Source organism: Parenemella sanctibonifatiensis, assembly GCF_002250565.1.
In the GTDB taxonomy this organism is placed as follows: domain Bacteria; phylum Actinomycetota; class Actinomycetes; order Propionibacteriales; family Propionibacteriaceae; genus Parenemella; species Parenemella sanctibonifatiensis.
On record NZ_NMVJ01000006.1, the window covers coordinates 575,812 to 594,930 of the forward strand.

16 protein-coding genes are annotated in these 19,119 nt (G+C 67.7%); 5 read left to right on the forward strand and 11 right to left on the reverse strand.

The window, feature by feature from the left end:
• Positions 1-62 precede the first annotated feature (62 nt).
• From CGZ91_RS07245 to CGZ91_RS07255, 3 genes are read right to left on the reverse strand one after another with little or no spacing between them, the layout of a single operon-like run.
• Positions 63-932: a universal stress protein gene (locus tag CGZ91_RS07245; protein WP_179229261.1), complete on the reverse strand. Its 870-nt coding sequence runs from the start codon at positions 930-932 to the stop codon at positions 63-65.
• A gap of 15 nt (positions 933-947) precedes the next feature.
• Positions 948-1,376, reverse strand: coding sequence for a pyridoxamine 5'-phosphate oxidase family protein (locus CGZ91_RS07250; RefSeq protein ID WP_094453794.1), 429 nt, complete (start codon positions 1,374-1,376; stop codon positions 948-950).
• Positions 1,373-2,314 (reverse strand): T3SS (YopN, CesT) and YbjN peptide-binding chaperone 1, encoded by a 942-nt coding sequence (locus CGZ91_RS07255; protein WP_094453796.1) that lies wholly within the window; start codon positions 2,312-2,314, stop codon positions 1,373-1,375. Before CGZ91_RS07255 ends, CGZ91_RS07250 begins: the two co-directional genes overlap by 4 nt.
• Before the next feature lie 229 nt (positions 2,315-2,543).
• Between CGZ91_RS07255 and CGZ91_RS07260 the strand changes: the two genes are divergently transcribed.
• Positions 2,544-3,155, forward strand: coding sequence for a hypothetical protein (locus tag CGZ91_RS07260; RefSeq protein ID WP_094453798.1), 612 nt, complete (start codon positions 2,544-2,546; stop codon positions 3,153-3,155).
• 213 nt (positions 3,156-3,368) lie between these two features.
• Positions 3,369-4,580 carry a hypothetical protein gene (locus tag CGZ91_RS14255; RefSeq protein ID WP_179229262.1) on the forward strand — a complete coding sequence of 404 codons (1,212 nt, stop codon included), beginning with the start codon at positions 3,369-3,371 and terminating at the stop codon, positions 4,578-4,580.
• A 163-nt stretch (positions 4,581-4,743) separates the two neighbouring features.
• On the opposite strand, the gene CGZ91_RS07270 is transcribed toward CGZ91_RS14255, so the two are convergent.
• Positions 4,744-5,673, reverse strand: a complete 930-nt coding sequence (locus tag CGZ91_RS07270) for an AEC family transporter (protein ID WP_094453800.1) — start codon at positions 5,671-5,673, stop codon at positions 4,744-4,746.
• A 134-nt stretch (positions 5,674-5,807) separates the two neighbouring features.
• On the opposite strand from CGZ91_RS07270, the gene CGZ91_RS07275 reads away from it, so the two are divergent.
• The gene (locus CGZ91_RS07275) at positions 5,808-7,118 is read left to right on the forward strand and encodes a YfgM family protein (RefSeq protein ID WP_094453802.1); all 1,311 of its coding nucleotides are present in this window, start codon (positions 5,808-5,810) and stop codon (positions 7,116-7,118) included.
• Between the two features lie 185 nt (positions 7,119-7,303).
• Here the strand turns inward: CGZ91_RS07275 and CGZ91_RS07280 are convergent, their stop codons facing one another.
• Positions 7,304-10,156 (reverse strand): vitamin B12-dependent ribonucleotide reductase, encoded by a 2,853-nt coding sequence (locus CGZ91_RS07280; protein ID WP_094453804.1) that lies wholly within the window; start codon positions 10,154-10,156, stop codon positions 7,304-7,306.
• A 118-nt stretch (positions 10,157-10,274) separates the two neighbouring features.
• A complete protein-coding gene (gene nrdR, locus CGZ91_RS07285; RefSeq protein ID WP_094449749.1) occupies positions 10,275-10,733 on the reverse strand; it encodes a transcriptional regulator NrdR in 459 nt (152 codons plus the stop codon).
• Between the two features lie 301 nt (positions 10,734-11,034).
• On the opposite strand from nrdR, the gene CGZ91_RS07290 reads away from it, so the two are divergent.
• Entirely contained in the window at positions 11,035-11,706 is a 672-nt protein-coding gene (locus CGZ91_RS07290) for an RDD family protein (protein ID WP_094453806.1), read from the forward strand.
• A gap of 106 nt (positions 11,707-11,812) precedes the next feature.
• On the opposite strand, the gene CGZ91_RS07295 is transcribed toward CGZ91_RS07290, so the two are convergent.
• On the reverse strand, positions 11,813-12,130 hold the full coding sequence (locus CGZ91_RS07295) for a hypothetical protein (RefSeq protein WP_144276829.1): 318 nt from the start codon (positions 12,128-12,130) through the stop codon (positions 11,813-11,815).
• Positions 12,131-12,505: 375 nt separating this feature from the next.
• Between CGZ91_RS07295 and lexA the strand changes: the two genes are divergently transcribed.
• Positions 12,506-13,360, forward strand: coding sequence for a transcriptional repressor LexA (gene lexA / locus CGZ91_RS07300; protein WP_094453810.1), 855 nt, complete (start codon positions 12,506-12,508; stop codon positions 13,358-13,360).
• 26 nt (positions 13,361-13,386) lie between these two features.
• On the opposite strand, the gene CGZ91_RS07305 is transcribed toward lexA, so the two are convergent.
• The 4 genes from CGZ91_RS07305 to miaA form a co-directional block, all read right to left on the reverse strand.
• Positions 13,387-15,471, reverse strand: coding sequence for an ATP-dependent DNA helicase (locus tag CGZ91_RS07305; RefSeq protein WP_094449745.1), 2,085 nt, complete (start codon positions 15,469-15,471; stop codon positions 13,387-13,389).
• Positions 15,472-15,513: 42 nt separating this feature from the next.
• Complete coding sequence (hflX, locus tag CGZ91_RS07310; protein ID WP_094454146.1) at positions 15,514-17,022, reverse strand: GTPase HflX; 1,509 nt, start codon at positions 17,020-17,022, stop codon at positions 15,514-15,516.
• A 93-nt stretch (positions 17,023-17,115) separates the two neighbouring features.
• Entirely contained in the window at positions 17,116-17,949 is an 834-nt protein-coding gene (gene dapF / locus CGZ91_RS07315; protein ID WP_094453812.1) for a diaminopimelate epimerase, read from the reverse strand.
• 50 nt (positions 17,950-17,999) lie between these two features.
• The gene (gene miaA / locus CGZ91_RS07320; RefSeq protein WP_229116482.1) at positions 18,000-19,019 is read right to left on the reverse strand and encodes a tRNA (adenosine(37)-N6)-dimethylallyltransferase MiaA; all 1,020 of its coding nucleotides are present in this window, start codon (positions 19,017-19,019) and stop codon (positions 18,000-18,002) included.
• Positions 19,020-19,119 lie beyond the last annotated feature (100 nt).

Here is a 19,119-nt window from a genome sequence, read left to right on the forward strand (position 1 = left end):
CTGGTCCGGCCGGCGTTCTCGGCGGGACGCTGAGGTGTGGGCTGGAGTGCGAGGGTGCCGGGTCATCCCTGCGGCAGCACGGCGACCGGGCACCGGGCGTGGGTGAGGACGCCGCGGATCACACCGCCCACCAGGTTCGGGTTGCCACGGTGGGCACCGAGCACCAGCAGGCCGTAGTCGGCGCTGCGGCCGATCAGTTCATCGGCCGGGTCACCCTGGACGACCTCGATCTTGGCCTGCTGGGCGCCGACCCGTTCGGCCAACGCGGCAACACCGCCACGGGAGGCATCGGACTGGGCAGCGGACTGTTCCTTGGAAGGCATCGACCCCAGCAGCCAGCTCGGCTGGCTGCGGTTGACGTGCAGCAACGTGAGACCCCACTCGGCACGCGTGGCCCAGTCGTGACCGAAAGCGATGGCCTGTTCGGACAGGCCCGACGGGTCGACCCCGACCAGAACGCCCGCCCCGGGCGGGGTCGGGCTGGGCTGATCCTGACCCAGGACGATCACCGGGCAGTGGCTGGAAGCGGCCAGCGCCACCGACGTGGAACCGACGAAGAGGCGTTCGATGCTGGAGCGGGCGCGACGGCCGGTGACGGCCAGGTCAGCGTCACCAGACGCCTCGACCAATACCTGGGCCGGGCGCCCCAACCGCACCTCAGCGTCGATCCGGTCGGCCGGGACTCCGGCTTCCTGCACGATCTTCATGGCCGCGTGGAGAATCTCGTTGCCAGCCTCCTCCAGGCCGCTGAGGTCATACATGACGCCCCAGGTGCCTGCCAGCACAGCCTCGTCGACGGCGTGCACGATCCGGACCCGTGCGTTCTCGTGCCCCGACTGGAGCGCGACCCGGCCGGCGTACAACAACGCACGCTGGGCGTCGGGGGATCCATCGGTACCCACCAGGATCTGCTTGGGCTTGTTCTCGGTCACATCAACCTCCATCGGTCACGACTGCTGTGGGGCACTGACTATTCTGCCGCTGATGCTGGTGACCTGGAGGCCGATGCAGACATCTCGTTGGCCAGGCGCCCACGGTTGCGGCAACTCTACGCCGTCGGGTGCCGGGCCGGTCCGGACCCGCGCCACCACACTCCACCCGGTGGCGGTGTCGGGATCCAACTCGTCGAGTTCGACCACGGCATCGGTCGGTTCGACCAGTCCGGCGAGTCGGGTGCTGGCAGCGGTCCGGAACACCAGCCCGCGTACGCCGTCACCCTCGTAGGTCCGGAAGGTCACCGGCAAGAGTTCCAGTCGACCGGCAAGGACGTACGCCAGCCGCGCCACCGCACTCTGTTCCAGCAACAGCCAGCACTCATCTGCGGGGAGCTGTTCGAAGCGGCCGGACTCCTCGGCCCGGGTATGGGTCTGGCTCATTCGCCGTGCTCCACGTCGAAGGTGGTGCGGCCGCGCAGCTTGGCCGCCAGTTCCTCATCGATCCCATCGGCGACCTCCGAGATCACCCGGACCGCCTGGTGCAGGTGGGCCGGAACGAAGGGATGAGCCAGCACGCTGAGCGTCACAAAGACCCGGTCCCGCAGCATCTGGAACTTCACGAACCGGGCCTCGGCGTTGAGATCGTTGAGGACCTCGACAGCTCGGGACCGGCCCTCGACCTCGTGGACCACCGGCGCGAAGACGAGCACCTCGCGGTGATCGGCGACCGGGCGAAGGAAGACGATCGTCGAGCCGACCCGGATCGCGTAGTCACCCTCGGCGTCGGCCAGCGGCACGTGGCCGAACATCTCGGTCAGTTCCTCGGCGATCATCTCCGAGAGATGATGCTTTGAGGTCGGCATGATCGCGACCATGTCGGTGGCGTCGAAATCGGCGACCGCAAGTGCGCTGCCGGGCTCTGGTTCATCGGTGTTGGAGGGCGTGAGCACCTCCGCCAACTGGTCCGGCGCCAGGAAGACCGGATGCTGGATGCCATAGATGTCACGCAGGGTGGCCACCGCCAAGCCAGCGAGCCTCTCGGAGTCAAGCTGCGGTTCGACGACCCAGAAGTCGGGTGTCGGACGATCGCCCACGGAGGTCGGCGAGTGCCAGCCGAGCTGCTCCATCCCGACCAGGTCGGCCGCGTCGAGCTGGTAGGCCTCCCCCAGCGCCGCATTGCTGGCGGCCTCGGCCATCAGGTCACCCTGCCCGATGTCAGTGAAACGCACATACGGGGCGGGGTCGGCGTCCAGCGCCATGCTGCCGATGGTCAGGCTGCCGTCGTCGATGACAGACACGACCTCGGCGAGGCGCTCGGCAAAACCGTCCCACGCCTGGGCGGTGCTTCGGTCCAGGTCGAAGTCGTCGTAATCAGCCACGAGTCGAACCTAACGCAGGCACCGCCGGGATGCACCACCCGCCACGATGCAAACCCATCCCGCCGGTGGGTCTGGCGGCTGACTGGCGAAGCAAACCGCTTCCCGGGTCGAACACGCCGTGAGAGATTCTCGAGAAAGGCTTGCACCATCCTGAGAAAATCTGAATACTGACGCTCGGTGGCCCGACCGCGGGACACCCATACGTACGTTTAGGTGGGAGACCAAACACATGCTTCGTAAGCTTCTGGCCGGCACCGCGGCCCTTGCCATCGCCGGGTTCGGCGTCGTTTCGATGGCCAACTCGGCCGCCGCTGAGGACACCCCGGATCCGAGCGGCTCCAGCTCGCCGAGCGAGTCCGCTCCGGCGCTGCCGCAGCTCGCGCCGTCGACCGACTCCAGCTACACGCTGGACGGCACCACGATGAACACCACCGGCAGCATCCTCTTCTACGAGGACAACAGCCCCGCTCCGGCTGGCATCACCGTGCAGATCGTTGACGCTGACGGCGAGGTCCTCGGCGAGGGCACCACCAACGACCAGGGCGCGTTCGACTTCACCGCCAACGTGGCCGGCACCATCGACGACGAGGGCTGCCCCGACGTCTACCTGCACGTCGACAGCACCGATGAGTACGAGGGCTTCACCGTGCAGCCGGCTTGCCAGCCGCAGGAGGATCCCTCCGGCTCGGCCAGCCCGTCCAGCACCCCCAGCGATGACGATGACGACAACGACGGCCCCGGCCTGCCCGACACCGGTGCTCCGGCCGTCGCTGGTCTCGCCGCTCTCGGCCTGACCGCCACCGCTGCCGGCGCCACCCTGGTGATCCGTCGCAAGAAGTGAATCAGTGATGATCCACTGCTGAGGCAGTGAATCTCGCCCACGTGGGCCCGACCGGTTCCGGTCGGGCCCACGTGGCTTTTCGGGCAGAAACGGGGTGTGCCTGCCGCCACAGGAGTCTCAACTGACCCTTGAGGCACTGTTTGCCCTCCAGCCACGCAGCTACCAGACTCACCAACGCCAGCGTCACTTCCCCGGCAAGAAGGTGTTTGTCTGATGTCCCGAGCCATGTTCGCCACCGGCGCCATTGCCCTGTCCGTGCTGACCCTGAATGTGGGTGTCTTCGTCGCGCCGGGCGTCAGCTCCGCGGTTGCCCCGCTGCTCGGCGCCCAGGCCGCCACCCCGACCGAGATGACCGGCCCGGACGGCTCGGGTACGCCGACGTACCGGATCTCCGCCAGCCAGGCCCTCATCGAAGGCAAGCTGCAGACCGCCGCCGATGACCAGCCGCTGGCGGAGCGCACCATCGAGCTCAAGGACTCCGACGGCGAAGGGCTCGGCAGCGCCACCACCGCCACCGACGGCTCCTACACCGTCACCGCCGAGTTGCCCACCGGCACCACCGCGCTGCAGATCAGCTACGCCGGCGATGAGAATGCCAGCCCGATCAGCTATCAGATCGCTCTGCCCGCCGAACTGCCCGAGGCCACGACGCCGGCCCCCAGCAGCCCTGCTCCGAGCACCCGGGCCCCCAGCACTCCCGCTCCGAGCACCCCCGCCCCCAGCACGCCGACGGCCCCGGATGCCGAGGAGTCCAGCCCGGCTCCCGAGTCGACGGACGCGCCCACCACTCCCTCGACTGCGCCCACCTCGCCCAGCGAGGCTGAGCAGAACGTCGACGCGGAGACCCCGCCGAAGGTCCCCACGCAGTTGGTCAGCAGCGACGGTGAGGGTGCTGCGCACTACGGCTTCGTCGACGGCGACCGGCTGCGCTCCTACGGTCGTCTGGTCGACCTCAACGGCGACGCGATCATCGGCCGCGAGGTGACCATCGAACAGCGCGACGCCGACGGCAACCTGATCGCGACCCTGGGCACCTCGACCACCGACAACGAGGGCAACTTCGACTTCACCGTTGACCTGCCGCAGGGTTGGGACGACGAGGAGAGCCGGATCGTGATGGCCTTCGAGGGCGACAACGTCTACGAGCAGGCCGAGGCGGTCCTCCAGGCTGACGGCGAGGATGCCACTCCGGCGCCCGAGACCCCCGAGACCAGCGCTCCCGAGTCCAGTGCGCCCGAGTCGACCGGGCCCCGCGGCGACGCCCCCGAGGCGCCCCAGCATGCCCAGCCGGAAGCCACCCACACCGGCCGTGCCACCGAGGGAGGCCTGCCCAGCACGGGTGCCGGCGACATGCTGCCCGGCCTCATCGCTTTGGGCATCACCGGTGCCGCTGCCGGCGTACTGCTGGTGCACCGTCGCGACTGATCCCGACTCCCACCCGAACCCCCGCGTCCCGGCGCGGGGGTTCGTTGTTCCCGAATGCACCGCTGCGGATCTGCGACCCAACTGAGTCAACCCCGCCGCCATCGCCGACATCAACGGTCAGGTCGACTACCTGCGCCAGCTCACTCGCTGGGCCTGCCCGCCGTCATCCCAACAACAGGGTGACCAGCAGGATCGAACCGATCGATCCCAAGGTGCCCCACAGCCCGGCATCCCGAGCGATCACCGTGGCAGTGTCGTAACGCTGGGCAATGATGAAGACGTTCTGGGCCGACGGCAACGCCGCGATCACACACACCGCCAGGGTCAGCTCCGGGCTGGCTCCGATCAGGACCGCCAACCCGTACGCCGCCAACGGCTGCCCGATCAGCTTCAGCGCGACCAGCGTCATCACGATCGGGGTCTGCGGACCCAGGCCCGGTTTCGGACCGAGCCGCAGCGCAATGCCAAAGGCCAACAGCGCACACGGCACGGACAGGTTTCCCATCAACTCCAACGGCGCCAGGATCGGCATCGGCAAGGTGATGCCGGTGAGGTTCACGATCAACCCGAGCAGGGTGCCCACCGTCATCGGGTTGCGGACCGGGCGGCTGATGGTGCTCCACCAACCCAGGCGACGGCCGGCGCGCCGGGCCCGGGACAGGTCCAGCAGGGTGAGTCCCAGTGGTTGCAGGAAGACCACCTGCATCAGCAGCACCGGCGCCATCAGGGCGGCATCACCCAGCACGTACAGCGCGATCGGCAGGCCCAGGTTGCCGCCGTTGACATAACTGGACAGCATCGCGGCAATCACCCGGTCGCGTCGGGGCATCTGCCAGACCAGCCCGCACAGCAGCCAGGCCACCACGACCATGATGACCACTGACCCGAACGCGACGAACAAGTTGGGGCCGAAAACAGTCTTGAGGTCCGCATCGGCCAGCATCACCAGCAGCAACGCCGGCGAACCGATCGTGAAGGAGACGTTGGCGATGGTGCGCTGGCCGCGATCGTCGATGACTCCGAACTGCGCGGCGATCACGCCGGCCAGGATGACGACACCGATCGTCACGAATCCCTGGAGCGCATCGGTCACGGCTGCGACTCTACGTCCCCCGCACAGGATCCGGAGCGAATCCCACTGCGTCACCGACGACACCGCACGATTGCGGAACCGATCTGGCTCCACGACCGTGAGAGACTGAGCAGTGAGAATGTGCGAGGAGTGAGATGAGCAATCAACAAGGCGGCATTCCCGGCGGCCAGCCCTACGGCGGCCCGGGTGGACCTCAGGGGCCCCATCGCCCCCAGCAGCAGTTCGGTCAGACCGGGGGTCAGCCCTATGGCCCGCAGAGCCAGGGCAGCCCGTATGGACCCAACAGCCCGGGCAGCGCCAGCATGCCGCCGGGCGGGGCGTACGCCGGTGCCGGCGGTTGGCAGGGTCAGGGACCCGGCCCGCAAGGACCCAGTGGCCCGCAGGGCCCCGGCCCACACGGACCCAGTGGCCCGCAAGGACCGGGCGGTCAGCCCAAGAAGAAGAATCTGAAGTGGCTGCTGATCGCCGGCGGCGCTGTCATCGTCGTCCTCGCCATCATCTTCGGTGTGGTCGGCTACCAGAACTATCAGCGTGAGCAGGAAGCGCAGCGGGCCGAGGAAGCCCGCATCGCCGCTGAACAGCAGCAGACCGAGGACGCCACGGCAACTGCGGACAAGCTCGGCGAGGCGCTGGCTGGTGGCGACATCGGCGCGTTGCTGGAGATCGTTGCCAATCCCCCGGAGGAAGGTGAGGCCGTCACCAACCCCGAGGTGGTCCGGGCTGCCCTGGACCGGGCTCCGCTCGAGGGCCTCGAGGTGGGCGAGCCGCAGCTGACCGGTGGTGGCACCGGCCGGCTCGACGGCGGCACGGTCGACATCACCTGGAATCAGGGCGGCAATCCCGTCACCGTCACCTACGACCTGGTCCGCGAGGGCGAGGCATGGAAGGTCGATGGCGTCTTCGTGGAGCTGACCATCGACAGTGACTTCCCGGTGCTGTTGGAGGGCCAGGAGATCGAACCTGGCCGCACCTACTACGTGCTGCCGCTCACCTACGGTGTCACCTCCGGCAACGCCCGGGTCCAGTTCACCGAAGGGCAGCTCACCATCGACCCGACCCAGAGCAGCGCCTCGTGGACCGGCGAAGCCGAGCTCAGCGAGGAGGGCCGCAACCTGGTCGTGGAGCGCGCCAAGGCCGAGTTGGACCGCTGTCTGGCCAGCAAGGAGCTCGCCCCCTCGGCGTGCCCGATGATCCGCTGGCGTACCGAGTCCGGGGTCTCCCCCAACCTCAGCACGCTGCGCTACACCCTCGAGAACGACCCGTTTGCTGGCGCTGAGCCGGTCCTGTCGGGCACCGACGGTGAGCTGGACATCAGCACCACCATCTCCGTGTACGCCGACGCCACCGTCGACGGCCAGCCCGGCTACATCGATGGTGAGCAGACCCGCCAGGTCACCGCGTACGTCGACCTGACCAACCCCGACGCCCCGCTCATCTGGGGCTGACCTCTCTCCTGCACGAACGATCGGGCGGCCATCCATCGGGATGGCCGCCCGATCTGTTTCTCACGCTCGTGCCACCGCCCCCAGCACACAGGAACCGTCAGGACGCTCCCCCGGACATGCCACTGGCGGGCCCCCGGAGGGACCCGCCAGCGAAGCGATGCTGATCTTCAGATCAGCGGTGTGGATCAGCTGCAGCCGCTGGTCGAGCCGCAGCCCTCGCAGATGTAGCAGGATCCGCTGGGCCGCATCTTGGTGCCACAGGTGAAGCACAGCGGGGCATCAATGGTGCTGCCCGACAGCGACTCCAGCAGCTCCGCAGTGGTGTGGGCCTGGGCAGGCGCGTCCTTGGCCACAGCCACCTCGGCGGCGTCGGGCTCCTTGACGGTCTCCACCTCGGGCTCCGGCTGCTGCTTGGCCACCGGTGCGGCGGGCTCCTCGTACTCCTGCTCGTCCTCGGCCGGCACGTACTGGCCGGTCTCGACGTAACGGGCCCGCTCGTCGGCGGTGTAGATGCCGAGCTCGGAACGCTGCTCGAAGGTCATGTAATCCAGCGCCAAGCGCCGCACCACGTAGTCGATCAGCGAGGAGGCGATCCGAATGTCGGGGTCGTCGGTCATGCCGGCCGGCTCGAACTTCATGTTCATGAACTTGGAGACGTAGGTCTCCAGCGGCACGCCGTACTGCAGCGCCACCGACATCGCGATCGAGAAGGCGTCCATCACGCCGGCCAGGGTCGAGCCCTGCTTGCCGAGCTTGAGGAAGACCTCACCCAGACCGTCATCGGGGTAGGAACCCGAGGTCAGGTAACCCTCAGCGCCGCCCACCGAGAAGGAGGTGGTCACGCTGGGGCGGGACTTCGGGAGCCGCTTGCGACGAGGGGCGTACTCGACGATGGTCTCGACCGCCTTCTCCTCCGCCACCGGTGCGGCCTTCTTCTTGCCGTCCGACAGCGGCTGGCCGACCTTGCAGTTGTCGCGGTAGACCGCGAGCGCCTTGAGGCCGAGCTTCCAGCCCTGCAGGTAGACATCGGCGATCTCCTCGACCGTGGCGGTCTCGGGCAGGTTGACCGTCTTGGAGATGGCACCGGACAGGAAGGGCTGCACCGCAGCCATCATCCGCACGTGACCCATCGGCTTGATGGCGCGCTGACCCATCGCGGTGTCGAAGACCTCGTAGTGCTCCGGCTTCAGCCCCGGCGCATCAACGACGTGGCCGTTCTCGGCGATGTACTCCACGATCGCCTCAATGGTCTCATCGTTGTAGCCGAGCTTGGTCAGAGCAGCCGGGATGGTGTTGTTGACGATCTGCATCGAGCCGCCACCGACGAGCTTCTTGAACTTCACCAGCGAGAAGTCCGGCTCCACACCGGTGGTGTCACAGTCCATCATGAAGCCGATGGTGCCGGTCGGGGCCAGCACGGAGGCCTGGGCGTTGCGGAAGCCATTCTTGGCACCCAACTCGACGACCTGAGCCCATTCCTTGGCCGCAGCCTGATGGATCGGGGCATCCATGTCCGACATCGGACGGACCGTGTCGTTGGCAGCCTGGTGCTTGCGCATCACCCGCTGGTGCGCCTCGCTGTTGCGGGCGTAACCGTTGTAGGCACCGACCACACCGGCCAGCTCAGCCGAGCGACGGTACGCCGTACCGGTCATCAGCGACGTGATCGTGGCGGCCAGGGTGCGGCCCCCCTCGGAGTCGTAGCCGTGGCCGGTGGCCATCAGCAGGGCGCCGAGGTTGGCGTACCCGATGCCGAGCTGACGGAAGTTGCGGGTGGTCTCACCGATCGCCTCGGTCGGGAAGTCGGCGAAGCAGATCGAGATGTCCATCGCAGTGATGATGACCTCGACGGCCTTGACGAACAGGTCGGCGTCGAACTGGCCGTCCTCGCCGAGGAACTTCAGCAGGTTGAGGCTGGCCAGGTTGCACGAGGAGTTGTCCAGGCTCATGTACTCCGAACACGGGTTGGATGCGGTGATCCGCCCGCTCTCGGGGTTGGTGTGCCAGGCGTTGATGGTGTCGTCGTACTGGATGCCCGGGTCGGCGCACTCCCAGGCGGCCTTGGCGATCTTGTCCCACAGCTCGCGGGCGTCGACGGTCTCGATGACCGAGCCGTCCATCCGGGCACGCAGGCCGAAGTCCTTGCCGTCCTCGACCGCGGTCATGAACTCATCGGTGACCCGCACCGAGTTGTTGGCGTTCTGGTACTGCACCGAGGTGATGTCGGTGCCACCGAGGTCCATGTCGAAGCCGGCGTCGCGCAGGGCACGGATCTTGTCCTCCTCGCGCGCCTTGGTCTCGACGAACTCGACGATGTCGGGGTGGTCGACGTCCAGAACGACCATCTTGGCGGCGCGGCGGGTGGCGCCACCGGACTTGATGGTGCCGGCCGAGGCATCGGCACCACGCATGAAGGAGACCGGGCCCGACGCGGTGCCGCCCGAGCTCAGCAGTTCCTTGGAGGAGCGGATCCGGGACAGGTTCAGGCCGGCGCCGGAGCCGCCCTTGAAGATGAAGCCCTCTTCCTTGTACCAGTTGAGGATCGAGTCCATCGAGTCGTCGACCGACAGGATGAAGCAGGCGCTCACCTGCTGGGGCGACTTGGTGCCGACGTTGAACCACACCGGGGAGTTGAAGCTGAAGTACTGGTGCAGCAGCAGCCAGGTCAGCTCGTGCTCGAAGATCTCGGCATCCTCGCTGGTGGCGAAGTAGGAGTGCTCCTCGCCGGCAGCGCGGTAGGTCTTCACGACGCGGTCGATCAGCTGCTTGAGGCTGCTCTCCCGGGCCTCGGTGTTGAGGGCACCGCGGAAGTACTTGGTGGTGACGATCGTCGTGGCATTCAGCGACCAGAAGTCGGGGAACTCCACACCGGACTGCTCGAAGACGACATCGCCCGACTTCCAGTTGGTCTGGACGACCTCCCGGCGCTCCCAGGTGACCTCGTCATAGGGGTGGACGCCCTCGGTGCTGAAGATCCGCTCGACGGTGATGCCCGCGGGCTTCTTGGTGCGACGCGTGGCGCGGCTGGTGTCGGTCATGTCTTGCCTTCCCTGGTTGGCTCTGGTGTCTTGCTGTGTTCTGAGGGGATGTGAATGTCTGCGGGTGGTGGATGTCTGTGAGTGTGAAGTTTGATCGGGCGGCCGTGACGAGTCACGGTCAGGAGGTCGGTTGGAGGCTCTGTCGCATCCGGTCGATCTCAGCAGCGAAGTCATCGACACTCTCGTAGTGGCGATAGACACTGGCGAATCGCAGGTACGCCACCGGGTCGAGTTCGCTCAACGGGCCCAGAATCGCGACCCCCACCTCTTCTGCGGGGATCTCGGACTGCCCGCTGGCGCGCAACGACTCCTCGACCTGCTGCGCGAGTCGGGCCAACTGGTCGTCGTCGACCGGCCGACCCTTGCAGGCCTTGCGGACGCCCGAGATGACCTTGTCCCGATTGAACGATTCGACCACGCCCGAGCGCTTCACCACGACCATCTGCATCTGCTCGATGGTGGTGAACCGACGCTCACAGGCCGGGCACTGGCGGCGCCGACGGATGCTGCAGCCGTCGTCGAGGACCCGCGAGTCGAGGACCCGAGAATCGGTGTTGTGGCAGAACGGGCAATGCATGATGATCCCTCCTTCGCGGGCGTCCGTGGTCGGATGGCGGTCCGAACCGGATGAACTTCTGTGGGTGGAGTTGTGGAGAACCTGTGGGTAAGCGGCCCCCGCCTGTTGAGAACCAACCACAACCTGTGGAGGAATCACATGCGTGTAACCACTAGATGTAGGGAGACTACGCCTGTCCGACACAAGACACAAGAGGGGCTTCGACACCCGCGTGTCCATATTGAAACCGCCGTGGTGATCGCATCTGAGCACCCTGTCCCCCTAGAATCTGGAGCTGACGACTGTTGAGAAAGGCAATCGCGTGAGCAACTACAACCAGGGCGGTTACGACCCGAACGCCTCGCAAGACCCGTACGGCCAGCAGGATCCCTACGGCCAGCAGGACCCCTACGCCGGCCAGCAGGACCCGTACAGCCAGCAGGATCCCTACGCTGGGCAGTCGGACCCCTACGCCGGCCAGCAGCAGTACCCGCAGTCCGCCGGCTCCCCCGCGCCCTACGGCGGCCAGGATTCCTACGCCAGCCCCGCCCCGTACGCCGGCGGAGCGATGACCCCGGCCGGCCCGGCCCGTTACGCCAGCTGGGGCAAGCGCGTCCTCGGCTACCTCGTCGACGCCATCCTGCCCGGCGTCGTCGCCGGCATCCTCGTCAGCATCGGCACCGCCGTCGGTGACACCGCCGGCAGCCTGATCAACATCGTTACCTACCTCGCCCTGCTCGGCTGGGGCATCTACAACCGTTGGTACCTCGGCGGCACCACCGGCCAGACCATCGGCCGCAAGGTCGCCAACATCAAGCTCGTCAGCGCCAACGACGGCCAGCCCATCGGCCCCCTGATGGCCTTCGTGCGCGACATCTGCCACTACCTGGACTCCCTTGCCCTCTACATCGGCTGGCTCTTCCCGCTGTGGGACCAGGAGCGCCAGACCTTCGCCGACAAGATCATGAAGACCCACGTCATCGAGACCAACTGACCCCTGAGTCGTCAGCCTCGGCCCCGCAGGTTCGCCTGCGGGGCCGTTCGCTTTCTGCGACGACCCCACCACGCCCCACGTCGACGCGCACGCACCCGGAGAACGGTCACATCGGGTTGGACGCCTGCCACAGAGTCGCCACCACGACACCGAGGCCGCTGAGAACCAAGGCGGTCAACAGACCCATCACCAGGGCCATACCGCGCTCATTCAAGCGCCAGCGCACCGGGCGCACCGGAACCGCCACCGAACAGGCCCGGGCCTGGACCGCGACCTGACCCACACCGGCCGGCCGCCGCGAAGGCGCGACCGACACCGGGCGCACGCCGGCACCGGAGCGGACCCGACGACCACGCGTGTCGGTCCGACCGACACCAGCCCGACGCTCGACCTCGGCCCGAAACTCCACCGTCATTGCAGCCATGTCCTGCTTCCTCTCTCCTGCCGTCAGGCACCGACCCGGCGACGTGAACTTCGACTGGGACTGATCCTGCAGAGGGGGTCTGACACTTTTCCTCAGACCGACTCCCTGCGGTGGCCACCCCACCCGAACCAGATCCCTCTCACAGGCGTGCATGCTCAAAGACGCGCACACTCAAGGACGAGCATGCTCGAACACCTGTTCGATACTGGCTATCGTACAAACGTTCGAATCCAACGCAAGTCCTGCGCGTACATTTCTCGCCGCGTGTCGCACCCCCTGGCACCAACAGCCACGACCGCGTGCCCGGAGCGGCCTTTTTGCGACACACTCGAACAGATGTTTGATTCCGTCAGGAGGTGGCCTTACGGTGCTGTCATGGTTGATCCGAAGACGCCCGCGCACGACCCGGCAAGCGACAGCGCGCAACCGTCCGCGCCGAAGCGGAGCCGGAAGAAGAAGGTCGCCGCGCCCCACCGCGGACCCGGCCGGCCCTCCAACGACAGCATCCGCTCCGAACTCGGCGGCACCGTCGTGTCGCTGCCCAACTCGGGCCGTCGCGGCCTGACTCCGCGGCAGCTGCGGATGCTCCAGGTGATCCGCGACACCGTTGACGAGCGTGGCTTTCCGCCGTCCATCCGCGAGATCGGCGACGCGGTCGGCCTGGCGAGTTCGTCGAGCGTCTCCCACCAGCTCAAGGCGCTGGAGACCAAGGGCTACCTGCGCCGCGACCCGCGCCGGCCGCGCGCCCTGGAGGTGCTGCTGCCCGAAACCGTCGAGAAGACGCCACGGCTGCCGGCCCACCACGACCCGGTCGAGGACAACTATGACCCGACCGACAGTGGCGACGCCGCCCCGACGCCGGTCAACGTGCCCGTGGTCGGTCGGATTGCCGCCGGTGGCCCGATCCTGGCCGAGGAACGCATCGAGGACGTCTTCCCGCTCCCCCAGCAGCTCGTCGGCGACGGCACGGTCTTCCTGCTGGAGGTCAAGGGCGATTCGATGGTCGACGCGGCCATCTGTGACGGCGACTGGGTGGCCGTGCGACAGCAGCCCACCGCGGTGAATGGCGACATCGTGGCGGCCTTGCTCGACGATGAGGCCACAGTCAAGACCTTCAAGAAGGACGGCAACCAGATCTGGCTGCTCCCCCACAACCCTGCGTACGACCCCATCGACGGCAACCATGCCTCGATCATGGGCAAGGTGGTGGCGGTGCTGCGGCGAGTCTGAGACTCGCCGTCAGGCCCACGGCTTGGTCAACTGCCCGGGCCGTTCTTGCGGCGGTGGTCCTCGGTGAGGCGGCGTAGCGCACCGATGGCCACCTCGCGGTCCTGGGTCGCCCAGAAGTCGGGCATTGACTTGCGCAAGAAGCCGGCATAGCGCGCCGTCGCCAGCCGCGGATCCAGCACGGCCACGACGCCCCGGTCGGAGTGCCGCCGGATCAATCGGCCCGCACCCTGCGCCAACAGCAGCGCTGCATGGGTGGCTGCGACCGCCATGAAGCCGTTGCCGCCAGCCTGCTCGACCGCCTCCTGACGGGCCTGCATCAGCGGGTCATCAGGGCGGGGGAACGGAATCTTGTCGATAATGACCAGTTCGCAGGTGTCGCCCGGCACGTCCACGCCCTGCCACAACGACACGGTGCCAAACAGTGAGGTCTCGGGCTCCTGGGCGAATCGACGGGTGAGCTCCGGCAAGTGCGCTTCGCCCTGGCACAACACCGTCAGCGCCGGGAGCTCCTGGCGTACGTGACGGGCGGCAGCCTCGGCGGCGCGCTGGGAGGCGAACAACCCCAACGTACGCCCGCCGGCCGCCCACACCAGTTCTGCCACCTCGGCAAGGGTCTCCGGGCTGGTGCCGTCTCGACCGGGCCGGGGCAACCCGGACGCGAGATAGAGGATGCCCTGGGAGCGGTAGTCAAAGGGCGTACCGACGTCGAGACTGCGCCAGCGCAGGTCGTCGTCGCCCCCGGTTGGTTCCGCAGGAGCGCCGCGCACCTCCTCGTCGGGGCGCAGCCCGATCGACTTGGCAACGGCCTCGAACCGACCGCCCAGCTGCAGCGTCGCCGATGTGAGCACCGTGGTCGCCTCCGACAACACACCGGTACGCATCAATCCGGCCACCGACAGCGGCGCCACGTTGAGCTGTCGGCCGAACCGTTCCCGCTCACTCACCCACACGACATCGGCATCGGCCAGCCCTGCCAACCGCTCGGCGACGTCGAAGATCTCCTTGACCGCGGCGGCGGCCTGCCGCTGTTCCGGCGGACTGGCGGGCTTGGAACCCATCGCACTCAGCATCGCGCGGGCCGCGTCACGTACGGCCGCCGCGGCGGTGACGATCCCCTCGCTGTCATCCCGGACCCGCTCCAGGCTCGCCCCCTCCAGCGCCTGCCGGAGGGTGTCGGCCGACTCCAGATAGTTGAGGCTGGCTTCATCGTCTTCGCTGAAGTTGACGCTGCGCCGTCCGGTGCGTTCGATCATCTGCGGACTGAGCTCGGCCGAGGCCGCGCCGCTCACCCGCGACACCAACTCGTGGGCCTCATCGATCACGACGGCGGTGTGCTCGGGCAGCGCGGTGTGGCCATGCAACGCATCGATCGCCAGCAGAGCGTGGTTGGTGATCACCACATCGGACTGCCGGGCCCGGTCGCGGGACTTCTCCACGAAGCACTGTTCGCCGTAGGGGCAATTGGTGGCGCCAAGGCACTCCCGCACCGGCACCGACACCTGTGCCCAGGATCTGGGGCCGTGGGCCGGTGCGTCGTCTCGGTCGGCCAGCCCGTCGGCCTCAAGTTCTTCCTCGGCCCAGGCGCGCAACGCCAACACCTCCGAGGCCAGCCCGGATTCTGGCGAGGACGTCTCGGACGGCCGCAATGTCTCGGCCACCTCGTCGGCTCCGATCAGGGTTGCCTGTTCCTCGGCGACGCCGTCGCGGACCCGCAGCAGGCAGGCGTAATTGCTGCGTCCCTTGACCACTGCGGTACGTGGTTCGCGCCCGGTGGTCGCCGCCAACGCGGCCGAGGCGGCCGGGATGTCCTTGGCTGCCAGCTGCGCCTGCAGCGCCAGCGTCGCGGTGGCGATGACGACCCGCTCGTCAGGATGGTCCTGCAGGTGGGCCATCACCGGAATCAGATACCCCAGCGACTTGCCGGTGCCGGTGCCGGCCTGGACCAGCAGGTGTTCACCGCTGGTCAGGCTGTGGCTGACCGCATCGGCCATCGCTTGCTGTCCGGGTCGGGGCTGGCCACCGATCGCGTCGACGGCCGCCGCCAGGGCCTGTCGGTGCGTCGGCGTACCCTGCTCAGCCGCCACGTCGTCGTCCCGGCCGTCTGCACCCATGACAGCGCAGCCTAGCTGGTCTGCTCGGGCCGGTCCGGCAGTTCAGTCCTGCTGTCGAAAAGGTGCCAACTCATCGGCGAGGTCCTCGTGCACCCGTGCCCGTAGCAAGGTGCCAGTCTCGGTGTACTCCGAGGTGAGCAGTTGGCCGTGTCGGTGCACGCGGTCCACCAGATCACCGCGCTCGTAGGGCACCAATGCGGTGAGCTCCACCTGCGGGGTGGGCAGCGCGGCCTCGACCCGTTGACGCAACTCGTTGATGCCGGCGCCGGTCCGCGCCGACACGAAGACCGCGTCGGGATACTGGGTCCGCAGCGTGGTGAGCGCGGCGGGATCGGCCAGATCGGTCTTGTTGAAGACGATCAGCTCAGGGATCTGGGCGGCGTCGATCTGCTCCAGCACCGTGCGTACGGCCTGCAGCTGACCCAGCGGATCCGGATCGGACCCGTCGATGACATGGAGCAGCAGGTCCGCCTGGGCCGATTCCTCCAAGGTGGAGCGGAAGGCCTCGACCAGGTCGTGGGGCAGGTGGCGAACGAAACCAACGGTGTCGGTCAGGGTGTAGTCGCGGCTGTCGGCGGTCTGGGTCCGGCGAGTGGTCGGATCCAGGGTTGCGAACAGCGCATTCTCCACCAGCACCCCGGCACCGGTGAGCCGGTTCAGGATGGAGGACTTTCCGGCATTGGTGTAACCCACAATCGCGACCGAGGGCACTTGGTTGCGATGCCTGTTGGCGCGCTTGGTCTCGCGGGTCGCATCCAGGGTGCGCAGCTTGGCGCGCAACTGGGAGATCCGGGTGTTGATCCGGCGCCGGTCAGTCTCGAGCTTGGTCTCACCGGGGCCACGGCCACCGATACCAGCGCCGCCGGCAGCTCGACCACCGGCCTGCCGGGACAGGTTGCCGCCCCAGCCGCGCAGCCGTTGCTTGAGGTACTGCAGCTGGGCCAGTTCGACCTGTGCCTTGCCCTCGGCACTGCGGGCGTGCTGAGCGAAGATGTCGAGGATCAGGGAGGTCCGGTCGATCACCTTCACATTGGTGCGGTCCTCGAGGTTGCGCAGCTGCGCCGGGCTCAGCTCGCCGTCGCAGATGATCGTGTCCGCGCCGAGCTCGGCGACCAGACCGGCCAACTCGGCCACCTTGCCACGGCCGATGTACGTGGCTGGGTCGGCATGCTGACGACGCTGGACAACCGCTTCGAGGACCTCGGATCCAGCCGTCTCGGCGAGCAGGCGCAGCTCGGCCATGGCATTGTCGGCGTCGGCCTGGGTGCCCGTGGTCCAGACGCTGGCCAACACGACACGCTCCAACCGGAGCTGGCGGTATTCAACCTCAGTGACGTCCTCGAGTTCGGTACGCAGGCCGATGACGCGGCGCAACGAGTGGCGGTCGGCGAGGTCCTGTTGGTCACCGTCGTAGTCGACGTCGGCCTCGGATGCATCCGAGGCCTCGATGGTCCACGAGCGGACCTCCAAGTCGTCGTCCTCGGCGAGAGTGGTTGAGGTGGGCGCGGCCGACTGGTCGTCGTCAGCTTCCCACTGCGGCACAGAGTTCATCATTGCCGTCCATCATCCCACCAGCGAGGCCGCTCTCCAAGAGCTTTATTCGTGCCGTCGGCGTACGCCGCCCCCGAACACGAGCGGATGCCCTCAGTCCAGCTGGTAGGAGGCCTTGCCGGGCACCTGCACGGTACCGGTCGCGACGATGGTGGCGCCTCCAGTGAGGAAGGCCTCACCGTCATTCACCTCCACCTGCAGGTCCCCGCCGGGTACGTGGACCGTGACCGATCCCGCACCGTCGTGCGCAGCTGCAGCGGCAGCCACCGCAACAGTGCCGGTGCCACAGGACAGCGTCTCTCCCGAGCCGCGCTCGTGGACCCGCATGGTCAAGGCCTCGCCTGGACCCCGGTGGAAGAATTCCACATTGGCCGAGGCCGGGAAGTCCTCGGCCGGACCCAGGGTCGGCGGCTGGGTCAGATCCAGCGTGGGCAACACCGCTGGATCCACCTCACAGACCAGGTGTTGGTTGCCAACGTCGACGCGGGTGCCGGCATACGTCACGCCTGCCACCGTCGCGGTGGCCGGCGCCCCCACCGTTGCCGGGCCCATCGAGACCCGGATCAGGCCGCCACTGACGCGTTCGGCGCGGCGCAGCCCGGCGCGCGTGCCGAATTCGAACGGTGTGGAAGCCAGGCCGCCCTCCCACAGGTAGCGGGCAAACACCCGGGCGCCGTTGCCGCACATCTCGGCCACCGAGCCGTCAGCGTTGCGGTAGTCCATGAACCACACATCCGGATCGCCGTCCCATTCGGGGACGTGCTCGGCCTTGATGGCGCGCAGCAGTCCGTCGCCGCCCACCCCGGCCCGGCGGTCACACAGGAAGCGCACCGTGCCGGCATCGAGGTCCATCATCCCGTGCCGGTCGCGCAGCAGCACGAAGTCATTCAACGTGCCGTGCCCCTTGGCGAACTCCCAGCTACGCATACGGTCTCCGTTCGTGGTTCCGGTGCTCAAAGGAAAGTAGGAAAGGCTGGTCAGTGTGGCGAGCCCGAGACTTCGGGGCGCCAGTCCCGCAGCGCCTCCAGCGCCTGGGTCAACAGCTCCGCGCCGGCCACACCCTCTGCCTGCTCACCTGCACCATCCAACCAAATGATGCGGTCATCCCGCCGGAACCACGACAACTGGCGCCGGGCGAACTGCCTGGTCCGGATGATCGTACGCTCCTGGGCCATGTCCTCGTCATACTCGCCGGCGAGGTGGTCCAACACCTGGCGGTAGCCGATGGCCCGGCTTGCCGTGACTCCGTCCCGCAGGCCATCGGCCTCCAGCCGGCGTACCTCCTCGACGAATCCGTCGCGCCACATCTGGCCGACCCGCGCCTCGATTCGGGCATCCATCACCTCCCGCGGCATCCGGACACCCAGCTGCACGACGTCGGGCAGCGCATAGGCGGGCTCGGGGAGCTGTCCGCTCATCGCGCCGCGCAGGTCCAACACCTCCAATGCTCGGACCGTACGCCGGCCGTTGCTCGGCTCCATTCGCCCCGCAGCCTCCGGGTCACGACGCGCCAGCTCGGCGTACAGATCGGCGGCGCCGCGGCGTTCCAGCTCGGCCTCCCAATGGGCCCGCACGTGGGGATCGGTGCCGGGGAAGTCGAAGTGGTCGACGATGGCGCGGACGTAGAGGGCGGATCCTCCGACCAGGATCGGGATCACCCCGCGTGACCGACAGTCGGCCACCGCGGTGCGGGCGAGCTCCTGGAAGTCGGCGACCGTGCCGGTCCGCGTGATCGGCCAGATGTCGATGAGGTGGTGCGGGATCCCCCGCCGCTCGGCCGCCGAGGGTTTGGCGGTGCCGATGTCCATGCCCCGATAGACCAGCATCGAGTCGGTGTTCACGACCTCGGCCCGATGCCCGGATTGGGCCAACGACACCGCCAACGACACCGCCAGACTGGACTTGCCCGTCGCGGTCGCACCGTTCAGTACGACCGTGGGACTGCCACACAGAAAGGCTTTGTCTACAGGGTCGGGCACCTGAGGGCTGTCCTCCACATTCCCTCCTTGTCTCGGTCGGCGGTGGTCAGGCGAAAGGGGGCCATCACCCCCCCGCTGCAGAACGATCTCACCACACTGGAATAGTGGGACCCAATCC

Coding starts and splice junctions, on each gene's coding strand:
- CGZ91_RS07295 (WP_144276829.1), bottom strand. CDS start 12,130: ATGGCTGCAATGACGGTGGAGTTTCGGGCCGAGGTCGAGCGTCGGGCT.
- lexA (WP_094453810.1), top strand. CDS start 12,506: ATGGTTGATCCGAAGACGCCCGCGCACGACCCGGCAAGCGACAGCGCG.
- nrdR (WP_094449749.1), bottom strand. CDS start 10,733: ATGCATTGCCCGTTCTGCCACAACACCGATTCTCGGGTCCTCGACTCG.
- dapF (WP_094453812.1), bottom strand. CDS start 17,949: ATGCGTAGCTGGGAGTTCGCCAAGGGGCACGGCACGTTGAATGACTTC.
- hflX (WP_094454146.1), bottom strand. CDS start 17,022: ATGAACTCTGTGCCGCAGTGGGAAGCTGACGACGACCAGTCGGCCGCG.
- CGZ91_RS14255 (WP_179229262.1), top strand. CDS start 3,369: ATGTCCCGAGCCATGTTCGCCACCGGCGCCATTGCCCTGTCCGTGCTG.
- CGZ91_RS07250 (WP_094453794.1), bottom strand. CDS start 1,376: ATGAGCCAGACCCATACCCGGGCCGAGGAGTCCGGCCGCTTCGAACAG.
- CGZ91_RS07305 (WP_094449745.1), bottom strand. CDS start 15,471: ATGGGTGCAGACGGCCGGGACGACGACGTGGCGGCTGAGCAGGGTACG.
- CGZ91_RS07260 (WP_094453798.1), top strand. CDS start 2,544: ATGCTTCGTAAGCTTCTGGCCGGCACCGCGGCCCTTGCCATCGCCGGG.
- CGZ91_RS07280 (WP_094453804.1), bottom strand. CDS start 10,156: ATGACCGACACCAGCCGCGCCACGCGTCGCACCAAGAAGCCCGCGGGC.
- CGZ91_RS07275 (WP_094453802.1), top strand. CDS start 5,808: ATGAGCAATCAACAAGGCGGCATTCCCGGCGGCCAGCCCTACGGCGGC.